The 17,835-nt window shown below is 41.9% G+C and carries 22 protein-coding genes; 3 read left to right on the top strand and 19 right to left on the bottom strand.

Translation table 11 applies throughout. The features are described from left to right. Positions 1 to 17 precede the first annotated feature (17 nt). The 14 genes from ONT08_RS09725 to ONT08_RS09790 form a co-directional block, all read right to left on the bottom strand. Positions 18 to 761 (bottom strand): hypothetical protein, encoded by a 744-nt coding sequence (locus ONT08_RS09725; RefSeq protein ID WP_118191487.1) that lies wholly within the window; start codon positions 759 to 761, stop codon positions 18 to 20. Continuing rightward, entirely contained in the window at positions 739 to 3,300 is a 2,562-nt protein-coding gene (locus ONT08_RS09730) for a hypothetical protein (protein WP_264959808.1), read from the bottom strand. Before ONT08_RS09730 ends, ONT08_RS09725 begins: the two co-directional genes overlap by 23 nt. A 28-nt stretch (positions 3,301 to 3,328) precedes the next feature. After that, entirely contained in the window at positions 3,329 to 5,899 is a 2,571-nt protein-coding gene (locus ONT08_RS09735; protein ID WP_264959809.1) for a TraG family conjugative transposon ATPase, read from the bottom strand. A 121-nt stretch (positions 5,900 to 6,020) separates the two neighbouring features. Then, entirely contained in the window at positions 6,021 to 6,323 is a 303-nt protein-coding gene (locus ONT08_RS09740) for a DUF4133 domain-containing protein (RefSeq protein WP_228113653.1), read from the bottom strand. A 29-nt stretch (positions 6,324 to 6,352) separates the two neighbouring features. Further along, entirely contained in the window at positions 6,353 to 6,709 is a 357-nt protein-coding gene (locus tag ONT08_RS09745) for a DUF4134 domain-containing protein (RefSeq protein ID WP_118191493.1), read from the bottom strand. Positions 6,710 to 6,796: 87 nt separating this feature from the next. Next, the gene (locus ONT08_RS09750) at positions 6,797 to 7,108 is read right to left on the bottom strand and encodes a DUF4134 domain-containing protein (protein ID WP_118115504.1); all 312 of its coding nucleotides are present in this window, start codon (positions 7,106 to 7,108) and stop codon (positions 6,797 to 6,799) included. Between the two features lie 22 nt (positions 7,109 to 7,130). After that, on the bottom strand, positions 7,131 to 7,544 hold the full coding sequence (locus ONT08_RS09755; RefSeq protein WP_233544393.1) for a hypothetical protein: 414 nt from the start codon (positions 7,542 to 7,544) through the stop codon (positions 7,131 to 7,133). A 344-nt stretch (positions 7,545 to 7,888) separates the two neighbouring features. After that, positions 7,889 to 8,839 (bottom strand): toprim domain-containing protein, encoded by a 951-nt coding sequence (locus ONT08_RS09760; RefSeq protein ID WP_118191497.1) that lies wholly within the window; start codon positions 8,837 to 8,839, stop codon positions 7,889 to 7,891. 70 nt (positions 8,840 to 8,909) lie between these two features. After that, a complete protein-coding gene (locus ONT08_RS09765) occupies positions 8,910 to 9,962 on the bottom strand; it encodes an AAA family ATPase (protein ID WP_437183611.1) in 1,053 nt (350 codons plus the stop codon). Positions 9,963 to 10,158: 196 nt separating this feature from the next. Continuing rightward, complete coding sequence (locus ONT08_RS09770) at positions 10,159 to 10,497, bottom strand: helix-turn-helix domain-containing protein (RefSeq protein ID WP_094881200.1); 339 nt, start codon at positions 10,495 to 10,497, stop codon at positions 10,159 to 10,161. 173 nt (positions 10,498 to 10,670) lie between these two features. After that, positions 10,671 to 11,396, bottom strand: a complete 726-nt coding sequence (locus ONT08_RS09775) for a hypothetical protein (RefSeq protein WP_264959811.1) — start codon at positions 11,394 to 11,396, stop codon at positions 10,671 to 10,673. Between the two features lie 287 nt (positions 11,397 to 11,683). Then, on the bottom strand, positions 11,684 to 12,061 hold the full coding sequence (locus ONT08_RS09780; protein WP_118191501.1) for a helix-turn-helix domain-containing protein: 378 nt from the start codon (positions 12,059 to 12,061) through the stop codon (positions 11,684 to 11,686). 14 nt (positions 12,062 to 12,075) lie between these two features. Then, on the bottom strand, positions 12,076 to 12,774 hold the full coding sequence (locus ONT08_RS09785; protein ID WP_118191503.1) for a hypothetical protein: 699 nt from the start codon (positions 12,772 to 12,774) through the stop codon (positions 12,076 to 12,078). A gap of 166 nt (positions 12,775 to 12,940) precedes the next feature. Further along, positions 12,941 to 13,819 carry a site-specific integrase gene (locus tag ONT08_RS09790; RefSeq protein ID WP_264959812.1) on the bottom strand — a complete coding sequence of 293 codons (879 nt, stop codon included), beginning with the start codon at positions 13,817 to 13,819 and terminating at the stop codon, positions 12,941 to 12,943. 206 nt (positions 13,820 to 14,025) lie between these two features. Between ONT08_RS09790 and ONT08_RS09795 the strand changes: the two genes are divergently transcribed. Together ONT08_RS09795 and ONT08_RS09800 are read left to right on the top strand one after the other, a co-directional pair. Continuing rightward, entirely contained in the window at positions 14,026 to 14,955 is a 930-nt protein-coding gene (locus ONT08_RS09795) for an IS1595 family transposase (RefSeq protein ID WP_264959813.1), read from the top strand. Then, entirely contained in the window at positions 14,955 to 15,116 is a 162-nt protein-coding gene (locus tag ONT08_RS09800) for a hypothetical protein (protein ID WP_264959814.1), read from the top strand. The genes ONT08_RS09795 and ONT08_RS09800 overlap by 1 nt, the downstream gene beginning before the upstream one ends. Positions 15,117 to 15,135: 19 nt before the next feature. Here ONT08_RS09800 and ONT08_RS09805 read toward each other — a convergent pair whose 3' ends face one another. The 4 genes from ONT08_RS09805 to ONT08_RS09820 form a co-directional block, all read right to left on the bottom strand. Continuing rightward, complete coding sequence (locus tag ONT08_RS09805; protein ID WP_264959815.1) at positions 15,136 to 15,282, bottom strand: hypothetical protein; 147 nt, start codon at positions 15,280 to 15,282, stop codon at positions 15,136 to 15,138. 195 nt (positions 15,283 to 15,477) lie between these two features. Beyond that, positions 15,478 to 15,942, bottom strand: a complete 465-nt coding sequence (locus ONT08_RS09810; protein WP_264959816.1) for a hypothetical protein — start codon at positions 15,940 to 15,942, stop codon at positions 15,478 to 15,480. Next, complete coding sequence (locus ONT08_RS09815) at positions 15,926 to 16,225, bottom strand: hypothetical protein (RefSeq protein WP_153112237.1); 300 nt, start codon at positions 16,223 to 16,225, stop codon at positions 15,926 to 15,928. The genes ONT08_RS09810 and ONT08_RS09815 overlap by 17 nt, the downstream gene beginning before the upstream one ends. 316 nt (positions 16,226 to 16,541) lie before the next feature. Then, positions 16,542 to 16,943 carry a hypothetical protein gene (locus ONT08_RS09820; RefSeq protein ID WP_264959817.1) on the bottom strand — a complete coding sequence of 134 codons (402 nt, stop codon included), beginning with the start codon at positions 16,941 to 16,943 and terminating at the stop codon, positions 16,542 to 16,544. Between the two features lie 263 nt (positions 16,944 to 17,206). Between ONT08_RS09820 and ONT08_RS09825 the strand changes: the two genes are divergently transcribed. Further along, positions 17,207 to 17,332 (top strand): hypothetical protein, encoded by a 126-nt coding sequence (locus ONT08_RS09825; protein WP_264959818.1) that lies wholly within the window; start codon positions 17,207 to 17,209, stop codon positions 17,330 to 17,332. A gap of 172 nt (positions 17,333 to 17,504) precedes the next feature. Here the strand turns inward: ONT08_RS09825 and ONT08_RS09830 are convergent, their stop codons facing one another. Then, positions 17,505 to 17,810, bottom strand: a complete 306-nt coding sequence (locus tag ONT08_RS09830) for a hypothetical protein (RefSeq protein WP_264959819.1) — start codon at positions 17,808 to 17,810, stop codon at positions 17,505 to 17,507. Positions 17,811 to 17,835: the final 25 nt, after the last annotated feature.

Raw genomic sequence — 17,835 nt, forward strand, 5'->3', positions numbered from 1 at the left:
AGTTTTTATTTATAATCCTAATAGCCTAAATATCCTGCGTCTCTCCATCGTCCAAAGGCATCACTTATGATTTCCTCCTTGCTCTTGGCACGGTACACCTGCTTTTTCCAATAGCCTATTCTCACTTGGATATATCTCCATGTTTCAAAGTATGCCTTGTTGAGATGCTTGTTGATGTTGTCGAGCGAGTTGTTGATGTTTGTAAGAATGAGAAGCAAGTCTGACGTTGAACATGCCGCAGCTCCAGTAGCATATAGCAGCAAATCACTTACAGACCTATAGAGATTGTCGCCTTCATCTGCAATCTTAGCCAAAGCCTTGGTGTTGATGGTGATGATCAGCGTATCGGTACTCATGATGTTTCCTCTTTCCAGGCATTTCTTCCTGAAATCATTTAGCATCTTTCTATAGTCACCGACTTTGTCACTCACATTCTCATAGGTGCTGTACACATTGAGACTGGTGCGGAGTGACTGGTACAGAATGTCAATCACATCAAATGCCCTGGTGTACTTATCCAGTTCCTTGTTGATGTCTCTGAAGCCTAAGTTGGCATCGCCGCTATAGTCATGCAGCAGTTTATTGCTTGCCTCCAAGGTGGAACGCACAAGCAGCAGACTGCGCTGTTGCTTGTGATCTTTGATATAGGCCTCGATAGAAACTGCATCAAAACCCACCTGAGCCTTTGCTACCGAAGGCAAAAGAGTAAACAGACAAATGAGTATTGTCAATATCTTGCTATTCACTGTTTTCTTCTTCATCGTCATCATATTTTCCGTTATAACTATCTGAATGTCCGCTATCAGCTGCATGTCGCAACCATCGTTTCCTGCACTTTTCTATGAGCGTCAGTCTTCTGCCTTGCTCGTCATTCAGTGGGGGAGCGACACTCCTCAGAATGTCTATGATGGAATGCTTGTAATGCATCATCTTCTCCAATGACACCAGATCGGCAAATATCTTGGTGAGACGGCTGTCTATCTGACGTGCAATCTCCAGTCGGTCACTTGACCAGAGCAAATGATAAGTATCATCCGTATTGTCTGATTCCACAGGGCTACTCTTGGCATATTCAACCGTAGGGTCACAGTCTGGATAGTCACGAGCAATCTCTGCAAGTTTGGCATTCACTTCGGCAGCCTTCTCCTCATCGGTTTTAGTAGGATCGAGGTTTACTACAGCCACAACTTGCGTATCGCTATATTCCGTTGTCAGAGTCCAAGAAATCTGCACGATGGCACGGTGTATCTTAATACCCATGAAGTACTTGGGCTTTCTTGCTATCGAGACTGTTGCCTTGAAAGAGATGACACCATTGATATTAGGCATGGAAGCAGTACGAACGAAAGTATTACCTTCCCAAGCCCCCGAACCATTCCAACTGAGATTATAGGCAGTCTTGCAATCCTGCATGATGGCAGGTATGCGGTAATAGTCATCAGTCACTGCATTTTCTCCATCAATAGCCTCTTGCTTTACCTTTTGGTACTGGGCTAGTTCTGATTCGGCTGTACTCTTATCTGACTTCAATGCTGTAATACGGTCTTTGTTGGCATTGTACTGTTGACGATACCTCGCTGCATCATTCACATTTGAATTCTTGATTTTTCTCAGAAGTTCCGTATTCTCTGCCTCCAAGCTTGTGATTTCTGACTGGAGAGAAACTATTTTCCTCTCTGTTTCAGCAATCTTGGAATCAACCTCAGAAGTATTGACGCTTTCATGAGTGACACTAGTGGCCATGGCACACTGCATGGTGTGACCATTCACGCTACCTCCGCAACTCGAACACTTGTATTGGGTCGATGCTTCACCAAGTTTGGTACCGCCATGGCAGGTAACACTGATGGTTGCAGTTTCGCATCCTGCGATTTTCTTGGCATCGGTTGTCTGATAGTATCTCTTTGCATCACTTGAAAGATAGTAGGTGTAACCTTCTTCGTTATCATTGAGTTCTTTCAGTCGTGCATTCAATCCGGCTTTGAATGTGTTCATGTCCATCGTGTAGGAATCAAAGACATCCTCATAGGCAACTTCCTTTTTATACCAGCTCTTTGAAACATGAATCTCGTAGGCATAGGCTTTAGCATATTGACCACTTTTCTTCTTGCTGAGAATATAGCCTGACATATAGTAGGTTATGCTATAATTGTAACCGTCATTCGAGTTGTTATGCTGCTGAACATCACTTCGACTCCAACCTGCGTGGCTTTCTGAGTTTCTCAATGCTGCTTCTCTTTCTGCAGATGTTGGAGTATAGTTTTTGTCCTTTGTGCTGATACGATACCAGTGATCACCTTTGATGATAGCATCATTGTCAGTTGGTGGATAGTAGTCACACAGCTTCACATTACCGGCATCGACTCTGTAGATATACCATCGCTGGGTGTAGTATTGCCCCATTCCTTCACGGGCATAGTCTGTTACCCAGGATGTCAGATTGTAGTTCGATAAAGAGAAGAGATTTGCAATGCTGTCCCTTCCTCCAACAAACTGCAAGAGCGTGTTTCCTGCATTTGCAGACAGACTGTTGTAGAGACCATAGACATTTTCTGCAATCTCTATGACGCTGCTTGTCTTATCCATCATCGTTCCTCTGAAACTGCTGTTGCCAAGGATGGAACCTACCGCATTGCCTGCTCCAGCAGAAGCAAGATTGACTCCCATGGCATACAGGTTATCAATGTCTTCCTTCAGATTCTCCTTGGTGAAGTTGGAACCGAATCCTGAAAAGTTGTCAAACATCGCTTCCCAATCCACGTTGCCCAACTCCGAGAGTTTCAGGATGGCAGCCAATTCCTGGTTGATTTCCAGGAATGCAATATCCTTGAACGAGAGGGTGCTGTTGGTGACGATAGACTCGAACTGATAGCAGAGTGTCTTGGTCTCTTCACATACCTTATATAAATAGCTTCCCCAGTAGAGAGCATTCTGTGGATTTTTAAGCATCATTCCAGCTACAGTCCATATCTTCGGCATGATCTTGGCCGACACCATGTTGTAGATACGGCGGTAATAGTAGTTCTCAGTGGCACTTGTCCACAGTCCCAGATGGGTGAGGGCTTTGCGGTCAAGGAACTTGGATGTGAAGATTCCTGCCGCTGCCACCTCTGCCGCCTGATAGTGTTCACGTATCTTAGCTACCTGTTCGGCATAATACGCCTCAGTAGCTGCCTCTGTTGCAAAAGCGGCTGTCATAGCTTCTACAGTGCGCTTATCAAAGTTCACACTGTAGTACTGCGCCATCATCGGTACTACGGCACAGAGATAGAGAGTAAGTATTATCAGATAGCGTTTCATTTGTCTGAATATTATTGTTTATGACTTGTTACATATACTCATCAAATTTCCTCTTGGGTTTGATGTTCAGCACATGACCAGTCTGGTTCACCTTTTGGGCAAATGGCAAGGATTTGGTGATCCCTGACAGTTCCCAGTCTCGGCAATAGGCTTCGATGGCATGCTGATGGTCGCATTGCAACTCTTTCTTGTAGAGCTTCAAGGCTTCCTTCTCAGCTCGCTCGGTGGTATAGGTCATATAGCACTCGTGAGGTTCTTCTACACCAAACACGCCTCCGACACTTCCTCTTCGGATAAAGACTTCTCGGAAGAAGCTTCTGCCTTCCTTGTTTTCAAGTCGGTTGATGGTGAAGATCTTCTTGCAGTCCACATCTGTCAAACCCAGGATTGCCTTGATTTCGTCGAAGCGTTCTCGGAACTTGCTCTGGTCAAGCAGCATCACCACATCAGAGTTGTTGATGATGGCCTCTTTCACGATAGGACTTCCAACAATATCCTGAATCTCCTGAGTAACCACACCCACAGAAGCCCAGAACTTACGGGCTGTCTTGTAGAGGTATTTGATGTACTCTGCCATCATTGGAGAAGCAATGGCTTTCCATGCCTCTTCAATGACAAGCACCTTGCGGTTCTTCTTGATACGCATCTTCTGGATGAAAACGTCCATGATGATCAGTGTAACAAGAGGGAAGAGGAGAGGGTCATCCTTGATGGAGTCAATCTCGAAAACGATGAAGGTCTCATCAAACAGCTTTGTGTCGAGGTTTTCATTGAGGGTGAGCTCATGGCTACCGCCCTTGTAGAAGTCCTTCAGCAGATAGTTGTAGGATGCAAGGTCGATTCCTGCCAGGTTGTTCTCCTTTATAATCTGAGGAATACGGACTGTACTGTACTCATAGAATGTGTTGAACGACAGGTTCTCTATTTGTTTCTTCATGAAGTATTCATCGAAGTATTCCGTGATAACCTGCTCTATGAGACGGTCTTCCGTCTTGGAGACTTCACCTTGGGTTCCTTTCCATATGAGCATGACCAGATTCTTCAGGAAGCCTATCTTCTCAATGTTCAACTCCTCACGCTTGATGGCAAAAGGGTTCATTGTGATTGGATGCTCGTCTGTATAGCTGATATACTTGCCACCGACATATTCGCAGAGTCCTTCGTATGAATTACCGGTATCAACCATCACAACGTCGGTATTTTGTTCCCACATCTGACGGACAACGCTATTCATGTGGAAGGACTTACCACTTCCCGAAGGACCGAGGCAGAAGAAATTGGAGTTATCCGTTATCTTGTTCTTTCCTTCCTTACCGCTGATGTCGATGGCCACTGGCACACCTTGGCGGTCTGTATAGTAAATCTTCAACGGTGTTTCCTCACTATGTTGAATGCGCTCTTTGTACATGAGGCAGGCTGCTGCATCACTGAGAGTCAGGAATCGGTCATACTCTGGGTTGGTGGAGTAGCAATTACCAGGGAATGAGTTGACAAAAAGCTCCAGCTGGTTGTAGGCTCTTTTGCTGATATGAATGCCCAATCGGCCAAAGGAGTTCTCCAGATGGTTGGTACATTTCTGAATATCAGCATCTATAGGTACTCCAACGACAAGGTTGAAGTGGGCATATACCAACTGCTTGTTTTCTCTTGCTATCACATCCTGCACCTTCTTGATGTCCTCCACGGCTATCTGGTTGCTTGGATTAGGCATACTGGCATGACGGTTTTTCTTCTTGTCAAGTAGGGAGAGTTCTCTTTTCTGGTTAGGAATGAAGAACATCTGGTTATACACAACTACATCGGCAGATGGGATGCTGTCAACCAATGATACCATGTCCACTGGCATGGAAACATTGTTCACCTCAATGTTGGTGAAAGGACGGACTATAGATGGTGTGCTGACACAGTCAACATCAACAAGACTATAGACCTTGCATCGTTTGTTGCCCATACAGATAGACTCTTCATCGACTTTGAAGTTGGTCATTGATACAGTCTTGTCGTTGAAGTTCATGGAGAAATAGCGGTCAACATATTCACGAGCCGTATTTCCGTCCAGGTAGGAGGCTTCCACGCCAGAGTCTTTCAACTGGTCTTTGACTTTTCGGATCTTCACCACAAAGTCACGCCATTTCTTGCTGTCAAAAGAGAAAATACGACTTTTCTTATTCTCCTGGGTGATAATCAGATAAGTCTGGCTATCGGTATAGGAACGTCCATTGAAATACTTGAAGTAAGACTCCGACAAGAACTCATGATTGTCGTTGCTCTCATCCTGGAACTGCTTGCGCACGAAGACATCCTGCTTATGAATGGCATAGCCTTCACCGAGAGTCTGGGCAAGTGCGGTGACAAGATGATTGAACTCATAGTAGCTGTCTATGTTGGCAGAATACTTCTGCACTGGGTTCTCCATCTTCAAGATGGCTGAGTATTCGCCAGTCTTGGTGTAGAGCACGCCGATGCCATCCACATCCTCAACAGAGAAGTAGATGTCCTGAAAGATTTTCTTGCGTTTGCCTCCGGTTCCAAAGGCAGAGACTGAGATAGCCATACCTATGAGTATTGCGACAAATGCTATGATTACATATATGATCATTGTTATTTGCTCTTTTATCAAATGAAGATAGGCTCATCCTTGCGAGAGGGTGAGCCTACCGATTTACACTATTCAGATTTCAACACACTTGCTCATTTGTTTACGTTTGAATTTTGTTTGATTACATTCTATGCGAACAAGCATAGATGAACACACCATGCTCTTCCTTCTTGGTATGCAACCCTTTCTTCTGTTTGAAGAAGATGAGGGCAGCTCCCGAACAGAGGGAAACTGCAAGAACCACAAGACCAACCACAAAGCCGAGAATGCAATATGCTATGATAAAGCCGAGGATGGCTCCACCAACGGCACAGGCAGCCCAGGTGATATAGCGTCCCTGGAACCCCATGAATTCAAGGGGCTTCTGGAGGCCCTTGAACATGGGATAGCTTACGTACTGATTTTCGTTTACTTCTCCTGACATGATGTATTCTTTAATGCTTGAACGATAGATTAGAGGCCGAAGAACAAAGGCAGAGCCTGGGCTGCAGCAACGAGGAAGATACATGCGCCAACAACCATCATGATCTTCTTCTTGACATCCTGCTCCTCATTGTTCATAGCGATGTAAACGCTGATAGCACCCACAACGGCAACTACACCGGCAATGGCGTAGCAGAGCTTAACCACAAAAGGTACATACTTGGCAATCTCCTCCGTCACAGTTGCGAGGGCATCTGTTCCGGCTGTGTAATCACCAGCTGCGTTCTGTGCATAGGTCGCCAATGTTCCACAGAAAAGGAGCATGGCGAGCGTCTTCATACGCTTGGCACTGAAAAGATTCTTTGCGAAATTCTTGATTTTCTTCATTTGATTTCTTTTGATGTTACTTAAAAAATTTACACTCATTTATCTCTCCTGCAGGTTGAGATGTTTTGTTATCCTATCTTTTTTACCTTATACTATATTATAACCGAAGAATGCAGGGAACAGGATAGTTGCACCTATCATGAAAAGGCAGGCACCAATCAGCATCATGATGGATTTGGTTACGTCACCTTCGCCCGTATTCATCTTTATATAGATTTGCAAAGCTCCTATGATGGCTACGATGGCAGCTATGGCATACACCAGATAGACTACATAGAGCATCATTGTTACCGTAAAGTCATGAGCATTGCTCAGTGCGTCTGCTCCCCAGCTATAATCGACACCACCGCATTTGGCAGATGCCAACATTGGCTGGAAGAGCATGACACCTATTAACATTATGGCAAACAAAAGATTGTGTTTACAGCTTATCTCTGGCATTCTTCTTTTCTATTTTTCGGGTGTTGTGCTTATTGTTGAGATTCTGCATAAACTCATCTGAGAGGTAACTGCATTGTGGCACTGGATCTATGTGCTCCAAAATCTCATCGTTCTTCTCGTTGAGTTCTTCGCTGGTCACGGTATGTGACTGTGGCTGCTGCGATTGCTCTTCACCAGAAGGAGGTTGCGGATAGGGTACGTTTCCTGTCGGGTTGACAACTCTGAGTCCATCATCCGTGATTTGCTCCGTGAAGGTCATGTCACCCTCGTCAGGACCCTCGTTGCGTTCTTCGATTGCAACTGGCTGTTCCTCATTGGTCAAATCACCTACATCATAGGCCTCTTCTTCTGTTTTCTTTTCATCCTTCTTTCCATGTAGGTCTAATGTGATCATTACTGCAAAGTACACTACATACACAAAAGTGAGGACGAGCGCAAAAATTACGAATCCTGACATTTTTAATCTGAATTTTATTTGTTATTTTTATTGTTATCATACTCGGAACTTACATCCGACGAGTCGGCGTATTTCCCAAAAACAGTGCAAAGGAACATATATTTGTGCGATAAATGAAAAAACAGAGCTAAAACCGTTTCAGTCTTAACACAGATTATAAAAGAAGTATGATAATATTTTAATAATCATACTATAAAATAACAAGAGGGCATATAAAACAAAAAAGGAGACCCTCTCGAAAGAGAACCTCCTGATTGGTCAGTGATATGGCATTTGGGACATTATTTGGGTGGTTTGATGATACCATTGATTACATCATTAACATCTTTGTAATTGACATATCGATGGGATTCATCTACTACCTTATCCTGATAAGCAGCTTTTATCTTCTCTACAGTCTTTGCACCTGCATCATCGTTGTCCAGATAACAATGTATCAGAGTGTATTCCTGCAGGTATGGCAGCAGAACCTTGATGTTACTGACAGAGTTGAGAACGAGATAGTCGCATTCATGTGGCAGACAAATCTCATTGTCTGTTATCCATTTCTTGATACTGGCATATGTCAGCATATCAAAGAAACCTTCAAAGATACAACATTCTTTGTGTAGCTCGTTGTTTGGTCTGATGATTGAAATCGACTTTTTGCCAATGCTTCGTTTGCTGTATTTGTTCCTTGCTTCCATTCCACCCTCGATATTCTCAAAGGCTATGGCATAGTAACTCTTGTCATAGATACGATAATGTACTTCCTTGCAATACTCCTTGGCTATGTCATAGTCTATTCGTCTCTGCAAAATGTAGTCTCTGAGATAAGGATGACTGAGCCCAACAATACGCTCAATGATGGTGTTGGCTTCTTTTGCCTTCTCTCGCTGGTCAGCTTGGTCTTGTTTCCAGACTTCCTTTCTCTCATTTTCCTTTCTTTGGGCTTCATAATCCTCTGAATATTGTAGATGGTGTTCTTTTATCTTCTGTTCCAGATAGGTCAGAACTTCATGATTGTTCCAGGAAGGATTCATTTTCTGAACCAGATTGATGAGATTGCCACCTTCGCCAGCTCCAAAGTCATTCCATAGATTCTTCTTGGGACTGACATTGAATGAAGGCGATGCCTCAGTCCTAAAAGGAGACAGATACCAATAGTTCTCCTTTAATATATAGACATGATGATAGCCCTGTGATTCAAGGAACTGCACAATGCTGACTGATTTGATTTCTTCTATAGTCATGTTGTTACATATTTTATGGGCACATATTAGTTTAATATATATATACCCGGTTAAACTTAAACTTATAAACTTACTTGGACGGAAACAGAGTAGGGTGATAATGGTAGCCGTCTTTCTCTTTTGTTATCAACTTTCGTTCATTGAAAATCTTTAGCATCTCCTTCACGGCATTATCACCACGTTTGTAACCTTCTTCGGCATAAGCTTCACCCAGAGCCTTTACCAAATCGACGTATCTCTGTGGGGTACTCTCGGAGAAAATCTTTTGAAGTACCATCGTATGAACATCGTCAGGCAGAGAGGTGAGCGGCTTGTCTTTGGGCTTGACAACAGTGACGTGATAACCGACATCAAGGACAGGCAGAGAGTTATCGTCAATGTGGAATGCCCAGCTCGAAAACTCTTTGTCTCGCATGTGCATGGGTCTTACCTCACTGATATTGGCATCCTGCTTGTTCTTGCTGATAGTCAGCACCGTTTCTGCCTTATTCTCCAACTCAGTACCAATATGGCCACGAGTGTTGTTGTCATTCTTGTTAAGGTGGAGCACGCAATGGATATGCAGATCATACTTGCTCGTCCATGCCATCAGCATCGTCATTACGTCTGTTGACTCCTTGGCATTGTTGATGTCGTACATGAGATCTCGCAAACCATCGATAATGACAAGTCCCACACCATCAAATGTTCTTAGCGCATAATCTATGAGGGCTATGCGTAGAGTAGGAGTGAACTCCCTTAGTCCATAGAATTTGATGCGCTTGTCTTCCTTGTTAAGGCTGAGTCCTGCCAGTCGGTAGATTCGTTCAACAACATTGTGGCAATGATAGCGACTCTGCTCCGTATCGAAATAGAGGATCTGTCTCTTTCCTTCAGGAAAACTTGCCCGGTAGTTGAGTACAGTGGAATTGGTTAAAGCTGCTGCTACCATCGCCGTGATGTTGAACGTCTTTTTACTCTTTGCCTTACCAGTTGATGCGCTGAAATTTCCGAAAGTGGCAATGGTACAGTCACCGACCCATAACACCTGGGGTGGTACGGGCGGTTTTTCTGAAGCTTTTATCTCTCCTTGTCTGAGATAGCTTTCCAGTTCACTGTCGTTGAAAGCGCTCTTGCACAGCATGCCTACTTCAAGAGAACTTGCTGCAGACTCTTCTTTCTCACTTTTACTGTTTCTTCCTCTTGCCATTGCTTCTTTCAATTTGATTTCTACACTTTGAGGGGTCAATCACTATCTCAGACTTTTCCAAGAGAGCCGTCAGTTGGACATCAGAATAAACTCTGGTCTTGTTTTTCTTTCTGTCTTTCATAACGCTTCTCTATTTATTGGCACTGTCCTTTCGTGCCGGGGTGATATGGTTGTTGCGCATCCATTTCAAAAGCTCCTTCTTGTCGAAATAGATGGTTTTGCCCTGTGGCTTGTAGTGAGGAATCTCCATGTTCATGGTGAGCTTGTATATCTGAGACTGAGAAACGCCAAGATATTCAGCAACCTCGGTGGTGGTGAGCATCTCTTTGTTTGAGAAATATCTTTCCTCAATCTTTGAAAGACGCTCGTTAAGTGCCTCAGGTTCTACCGAAGTGAGTTCCTTTACTCTCATTTCCAAAAGTTCTACTCTCTTGGCAAGTATGTTCATGTCAATTTTGCTATTTCCCATTTTCTTTTTACTTTTAATGTTAGACAATAAGGGGGCTACCCCCGAAACTGAATCGATTCGGGGGCAAAATTACCCCAATAAAATCTAATACAACTGACCTTACTCCTGACACTCGGAAGTGTCAGGGGGGATGTAAGGAGATTTTTCTTTTCAGTTGTTTAACTTACTTTACTTCATCGCATTTCTTTCAGTTGTTTTGCAAAATCCAGAAACTCCCCACTTGGGAACTTTGCAGATGAAGCCTTCAGTTCACTAAGTCGGCTGCTGATAGCACCTCGCTTGGATGCCTTTCCCGTACTCTTAGGGGTGAGCAGCTGATTGTCCGCAATAAGTGATACCCAGTTGTGGGGAATCATCTTCTCGATAGACAAAGCATACAGCAATTGAAGTACCTGTCGCATGTTGACTACAACCAGAGATTCATCCAACGCACATTTGAAGAATCCGTCCATCGTTTCTTCATCGATACCATCTACAAAGAAATTCGACTCATTGGCGAATTTCGTAATGAGTCGAATCTGTTCTGTAGTGAATGAAGCAAGAATGCGAGGGCTTTCAACCACAACTTCAATGTGGTTGAACTCATAAACCATTGTCTCAAAGTCTCCTTTCTCAAATGATGACTTGGTGAAGTACTTGGTGACAAGGTCTTTTCTGGTAGTAAGCAACTCATACAAGCTGAATACATGCTTGAAATGGTTACGAACGATCAGCTCCTCGGAAGAGAAGACCAGCAGGTGATAGCTAACAAAGTCGTTGACATATCTGTCATACAACTTGCCATCATTAAGGATTTCCGACTTGTACTGCTCGTAAGCAGCACGATAGAGTGTCCAAAGCTCATCTTTGGAAAGCTCAATCTCTTGTTTTGGACAATGATCTGAGCACTGTAAACACAAAAAGAGAGAGCACAGAGGAATTGTTCTTCTGACTCATATTACTTTTTGTTAATGAATAAATTTGAAATACGCCTGCTTAATGAAGCAGGCGGAAATGTGTATTTTACTTGACTGATATTTGCTATGTAAGTCATCATTTCAGTGCAAAGATACACTAAAATTGTGCAGTCTATCTGCATTCAGTATAAAAATTAACATCAGTATGATTATTTAGACTATTATCAAAAGAAAAGCCTACATTAGGGAATATCCAATGTAGGCTTCTGAATTTTAGGCACTTATCTGTCCTATAAAGTTCTTCGTCTTGGTCTTTTGCTGAGTATCTGATTAATCTCCATAGTGCTGATTGGAGCCTCTATCTTGCAGCCAGATTCCAACCATTTGATAAGGTCATCCCTAAAGAAGGTGTATTTCTTACCCTTCTGATTGACAGGGATTTCTCCGTTCTGTATGTAAGTGTACATAGTGGATTTCTTGATTTTAAGAAATTCACATGCTTCCTTCACATCCATTGGAATATGATCTGATAGGGAAGGTCTTTTAGTCCTGCGTACCTCTTCTCGAATCAGTTCCATAGACTGGTCAAGAAGATCGAATCTTTTCAGTATCTCTGACAATACTTCCGGTATGTCATTGAATGTTATTTGTCTTTCTTCGTTCTGCATATTAAAAACTTTCTTTATTTCTGATGATGAAATTGATAATCATTGTAATCGGGTACATCTATCTCTATTACGCATTTGCCCTTCTGTCTCAATGTACGTCTCATGCTTTCTACTTCAACATCCTGGAGCTCGGTAGGGAAACACAGCTTGATGAAGGTTGCTCGTTTCTGACCGCTCCAACCAAGGCGTTCTCCAATATTCCAGGAGTAATGTCTGATGTCAAGAGTATTCAAGGTTCCATTTGTTTTCACAGGAACAATACATGATTCAGGGATGTCGTACAGTTTTATATTCTGACACAGCATCTCCAAGTACTCATCCGTCATATATGGCGAAAGTACAGAGTAAGTATAGTCTTTGACTGCATCATATTTTGAACTTTCAAGACTATACTGCCTGTTGCGATAGCGTTCACGCATTTCTTCTGCTTTCTCCACATCCGAGATGGATGGTTCGTTGGAAGAAATACTGTTGTTGATCACGATGTCTCTCACCGCTTGCGGCTTACGCAAGCACATGAATGCACAGACAATGATGGCAAATGATATATAGTAGAATATCATCGGCAAAGAGAAACCGGAATCTGAGTCGGAAACTGTCATCATCAGGTTAGCAATCGCTCCATATATTCTTGGAGCGACTACTACCATAATGATGGTGAGCATATTCGAAATGAGGAGAATCAAGAAGTTCTCTTTTAACTTTTTAATCATTGCAATTGTTACTTTTTGGAGTTTTTGTGGCTGCAAAGATATAGAGAATCTTGCTATTTTCTACTATTTCGTATCAACAAAATGCGTCTCTTAAACACTATTTATTATTCTGTGTTTCAATGCTTTAAGCTATATTTTAGCTTCTCTTTTTTGCCTTTTTATAATCTTATTTTCTTTTATTTGCTTTTGGGTGTGTCGTACTTTCAGTTGACTTCTCGTCGTCTTTCACGTTCGTTAACGTAATTCTGCCTGCTGCCTCACGTGTTTTTGGGTTTGCGTGGGAAGCATAGATCTGTGTCGTGCTGACATTCTTATGGTTGAGCAGATGCTGAACGGTATATATGTCTGTACCAAGTTCGAGCTGCAACGAGGCATACGTATGACGGAAACAGTGGAAGGTGATATGCTTTTCGATACCGCACTCTTTCAGCCAGCTCTGCATCACACCATACGTCATAGTACGTTTGAAACCTTGGAAGATATATGTTCTGTTGGTCTTTGGATGGATTAGAGCATAAGCATCATCGCCAATTGGAACCTGGGTCTGGCATTTTGTCTTCACGCAAATGAAATCCAGATAATATCCACCATCAGCATAGCTACGGATATTCTCCCATTTCAATCTCAGGATGTCACTGATACGGAGACCTGTAAGACATGAGAATAATGCAGCTTTTCGAACCACCGGAATAGAACATTCAGTGGCATACATTCTTCTAACTTCCTCCAATGTAAGACTTTGCTTCACTGGCGTTGTACATGAAATGTTTTCCAAAAGGCTGGCAAGATCATCTGTCAGTCTTCGCTCACGGTATGCCTTTGTCAAGACCTGCTTGAACACATTCCAATAGGCTGATGCCGTATTTCTGGAAATAGACTTCTTGATAACATGTCCACCTCTTGATGATACTTTGGTATCAAGGAGATATTCCATATACTTGTTACAGTAAAGAACATCAAGCATCTCAAATGTACATTTGCCTTTACAGAACTTCTCGAAATGCTTGTAGGCTGCATCACACTTCACATAGTTGCGATTGACCATATTTCTGAAAGGTGACTATATACGACAATACCCCTAACATAGGGTAGTCAAATTTTTATTCACAAAGTTTAACTATCTCTCAATAACGATTGATACACTGATAGTTGTGTATTCCCAAAGGCTAAAATCACAAGGTTTTAGCCTTTTCTTGCTCAACGCAAAATCTTGCCAAAGTTAATGTAACCAAGCACCAAAATGATTGGATTATGAAGACGATTAGCTTTGACAATTTCAACTCCGCATTTACACTTATGCAAGTGTTCGATACAGAGAAGAAATGTATCAGTTACCTTGAAAGTAAACTTTGGGAGAATGGTAAGCCAGTATCTCCATACGACCCAACTTCAAAAGTTTACCGAAGGGGTGATGGTATGTATCGTTGTAAGAACACAAGCAAGAACTTCAACATACGAATAGGTACGCTGTTTGAAGGCTCTAAAATCTCTTTGCGTAAGTGGTTTTATGCCATCTATATGGTAACTTGTCACACAAAGGGTATATCTTCTGTGCAGTTATCTAAGGATATTCACGTTACTCAGAAAACCGCTTGGTTTATGACGCACCGCATACGTGAAGCCTTCAAGCAAAACTACAAGGAAAAGTTTGACGGTGAGGTTGAACTTGATGAGACTTTCGTTGGTGGCAAGAATAAAAATCGGCATTGGAACAAGAAAGCGAAGAAATGCCAAGGCAGAGCATTCGTTGATAAAGTTCCCGTAATGGGCATATTGCAGCGTGGTGGTAAAGTTTTCTGTAAAGTAGTAGAAAATACGAGTTACAAGCAGCTAACACCACCTGTGTTGTGTAAGGTTAAGCACTCCGCCACTATATACTCTGATGAGTGGCACGGATATAGGCTTATATCAAAAGTCTATAAACACTACGTTGTTGACCACGGACACGGCATCTATGTTAGTGGTGGCGCATATACGAACACGATTGAAGCCTTTTGGGGAAATTATAGCAAGCGTGCTATCAATGGCATATACAACTGGGTTAGCCGTAAACACATGCAAAGATACTTTGACGAGTTTTGTTTCCGTTATAATACTCGCAACGTTTCTATTAATGAACGCTTTGCGGAGGCTATTCTGCATTGCAAGAGTAGATTAACGTATAACAAACTCACAGCATAATGATTGATAGAACAAAACTGCCTGACTTTCTTCAAGACATGCCCGAAGAACGGCTGAAAGAGATTATGGAGATTGATAACAATAGTGGTAATTTTGATAAGGCTATGGATAAGATGCTCCATACTAACAAGAAGAAAGTCAGAAAGCAAGGCAAGAACTAAATCCTGCCTTGCTATTCCATTACGATTCTGTGTATTGGATTAACTCTTCATTTTCAGAATATACAGCACCAACCGCATGAACTCCATAGACTTTTTCAATGGCTGAGTTTAAGCGTTCCATACGGTCATCAACTATAATAGATTGAAACATATTTTCAAGTGTCATAATTTCTAAATCTTTATGTTTATTATTTTGAACAGTCGCCAAGGTGGGACTTGGCGGTGCAAAGGTACAAAGAAATTATGAGAATAAAGAATGCTAGCAATCCGTGAGGACGCTAGCATTTGTCTTATACCCAAGTAAAATACTGGGTTAAGTCGGAATAGTTAAGAATGTGTAAATCTTTATTTTGAGACAATTCTATTTCATCATTTCGGGCAAACTATTAAATTCCTCATCAACAGCATACATCCAATCGTTCTCTGCAAGCCAAATAAATGCATTGACAAGATTATCTATTGGAACCAAACTATATGACTCTTCGATATATGAATAGTTTCCGTCACTATCAACATAAGTAATACCTTTATCCTTGTCAATTTTCAATTCCCATAAATTCCATTCGTCTGCATCCTCATTTACCAATAAATTGAGGTTAGGTGGCAGCATTTGATACAATCTCAATAGCGACCACGCTGGCAGAATATCGTATGAATCAGTGGGATAATTTTCAGCGTTCTCTTTTTCTTGTAGTACTGAAGAAACGCAGTACTGATGTTTTATCCATACCATATCAGCGGTATCTATGGTATAGCCAACTTCAAGCAATCGTCTTGATTGTTTAGGTGACGTAATGGAAAGTTGCTTTCTAATATTGCTTTTCATTTTCTTCTTGGAGTTTCTTTTTAAGATATTCACGCATAAGGTCATCTGTCTCTTCACGTTCACGATTTCTGCGACCAATCCAAGAGAAAAAGCTAGCAACACACCCAAAAACAAGTCCTGTGATACACATTATTTGAAGAACTGAAACCATCTTCAACGGATTATTTGTAAGCCTAGCAATAGCAACACCTGGCGACATTCCCTCTGCGAACAAAGGGACAAGAACAATCAAGAGTATGGCAAATACAACCCCCGATAAGAATGCTTTTCCAAAAACTTTCATAATGGCGAATTTTACAAGAGTTCTCCGCAGACAGCCAACTTGGAGAATAATTCTACAATGTTTATAGATTCAGAAAGTGGGCTGCCTCCCATGCACCTCTTGTAGGTATCGCCAAACACCTGAATATACGCACGGATAGGCAGCCCACGTATATGAGCTGCTCCGTGCCTCGTATATTCTTTGTAGAGATTTGGCGATTTTACAAGAAGTAAGGCACTTTCTTTATTCCACGAAAACTTTTGTCCCGAAAGACAGCGACAAAGATACGCAAATTTATTGAAAGAAAGTTAGAAATGCCTAAAAATATAACACTATTTCACATATTGCGTTCCATTAGCCACTTCTTGAAATAGGCTCGAAATTCTCTTCGATTATGAAATTTGGAGTGGTCAAACTTAATTCCTGCTATCTCTTCAAATTGTTCTATCCTATGCAAGTCTATAAATTCAGACTTCAAATCTAATTCTTTTTGCGTGAATATGTGGCTACTATCCTTATCTGCTTTTTGGATAATTCCTAATAGATTAGAAAGAATGGTGGTAGATGCCGATTTACAAGCATCCTCGCCACTTATCGTCTCTTTATCTATAAGGTGTACGTCTAATGGTTTATCCACGCTTAAAAACGTTTCCGAAAATAAGGGATTGAAGTTTTGCTCTGCCGTTATCTTGATTTCGGCATTTTCGGTGCTGTTGATTATAATTCTTGTTTCTTTCATACTTATGATGTTTTCTTTCGATTAACGCTGTCACGTCAAAAAAGGCAGATTGGGACAGCCATTCTGTCAGCAGAGAATCACTGGCATAAGTTTTGTAAAAAGTATATGGAATTATCGGCTACTTAAAGGCTGATGGTTCTGCCTCGTACTAAAGAGACATATGAGTTTATTAACGAAAAGTCTCCAAGCCTATTTGGAGTAGGCAAGGAGACTTTTCTATTGTTTAACAGTGGCTTGCCACCATAGAGAAGAAAGGATTGCTTATGGCAGAAACTTCAGAAGGTAAAAAGAAAGTGTATGTACACTCTCATACCAAAGAAGATGGTACAGAAGTGAGAACTCACTATCGCAGTACCCCAAACACATCTACTGGCAAGAAGAACAAGTAATGTGTTTTACCATTTAGGATGTGCCCTGATAGAGTAACCGCTCTGTCAGGGCTTTTTCCTTTCTGTATCTATAAAACTTTGCTATAATAACGCATCATAATCGGTATTATTGTATTTAGCAACGTTTCCTTAATTGACTACCACGAGAATATCGGGGTATTGTCGTATATAGTCACCTTCTGAAATATCCGAGAAAGTCCTCCTTCAATCTGTCACGGTTGAAGAAATCATATTTCTCATCGAGAACATCAATATACACCTTACAACGAATAGCTTCTGCCTTGGCGAGAATCTTGTCGTTGTAGAGCTTCTGCTGCTTGTTGGCAGGATCGGCATAAATGTACATGCCAAGTGAGCGACGGCGTATCAACTCCATCGTCTCCGGGTCTCTATATCCTGGCCAAAAGTCCAGGAAAAGTGACTTTGTTCCGTTGCGTCTGTCACGCATACGGAGCTTAACGGTTTTACATACTTGCATAATATATCTGATTTTTGTATTAATA

Origin of the sequence: Segatella copri, assembly GCF_026015465.1 — a bacterium.
Taxonomy (GTDB): Bacteria; Bacteroidota; Bacteroidia; order Bacteroidales; family Bacteroidaceae; genus Prevotella; species Prevotella copri_E.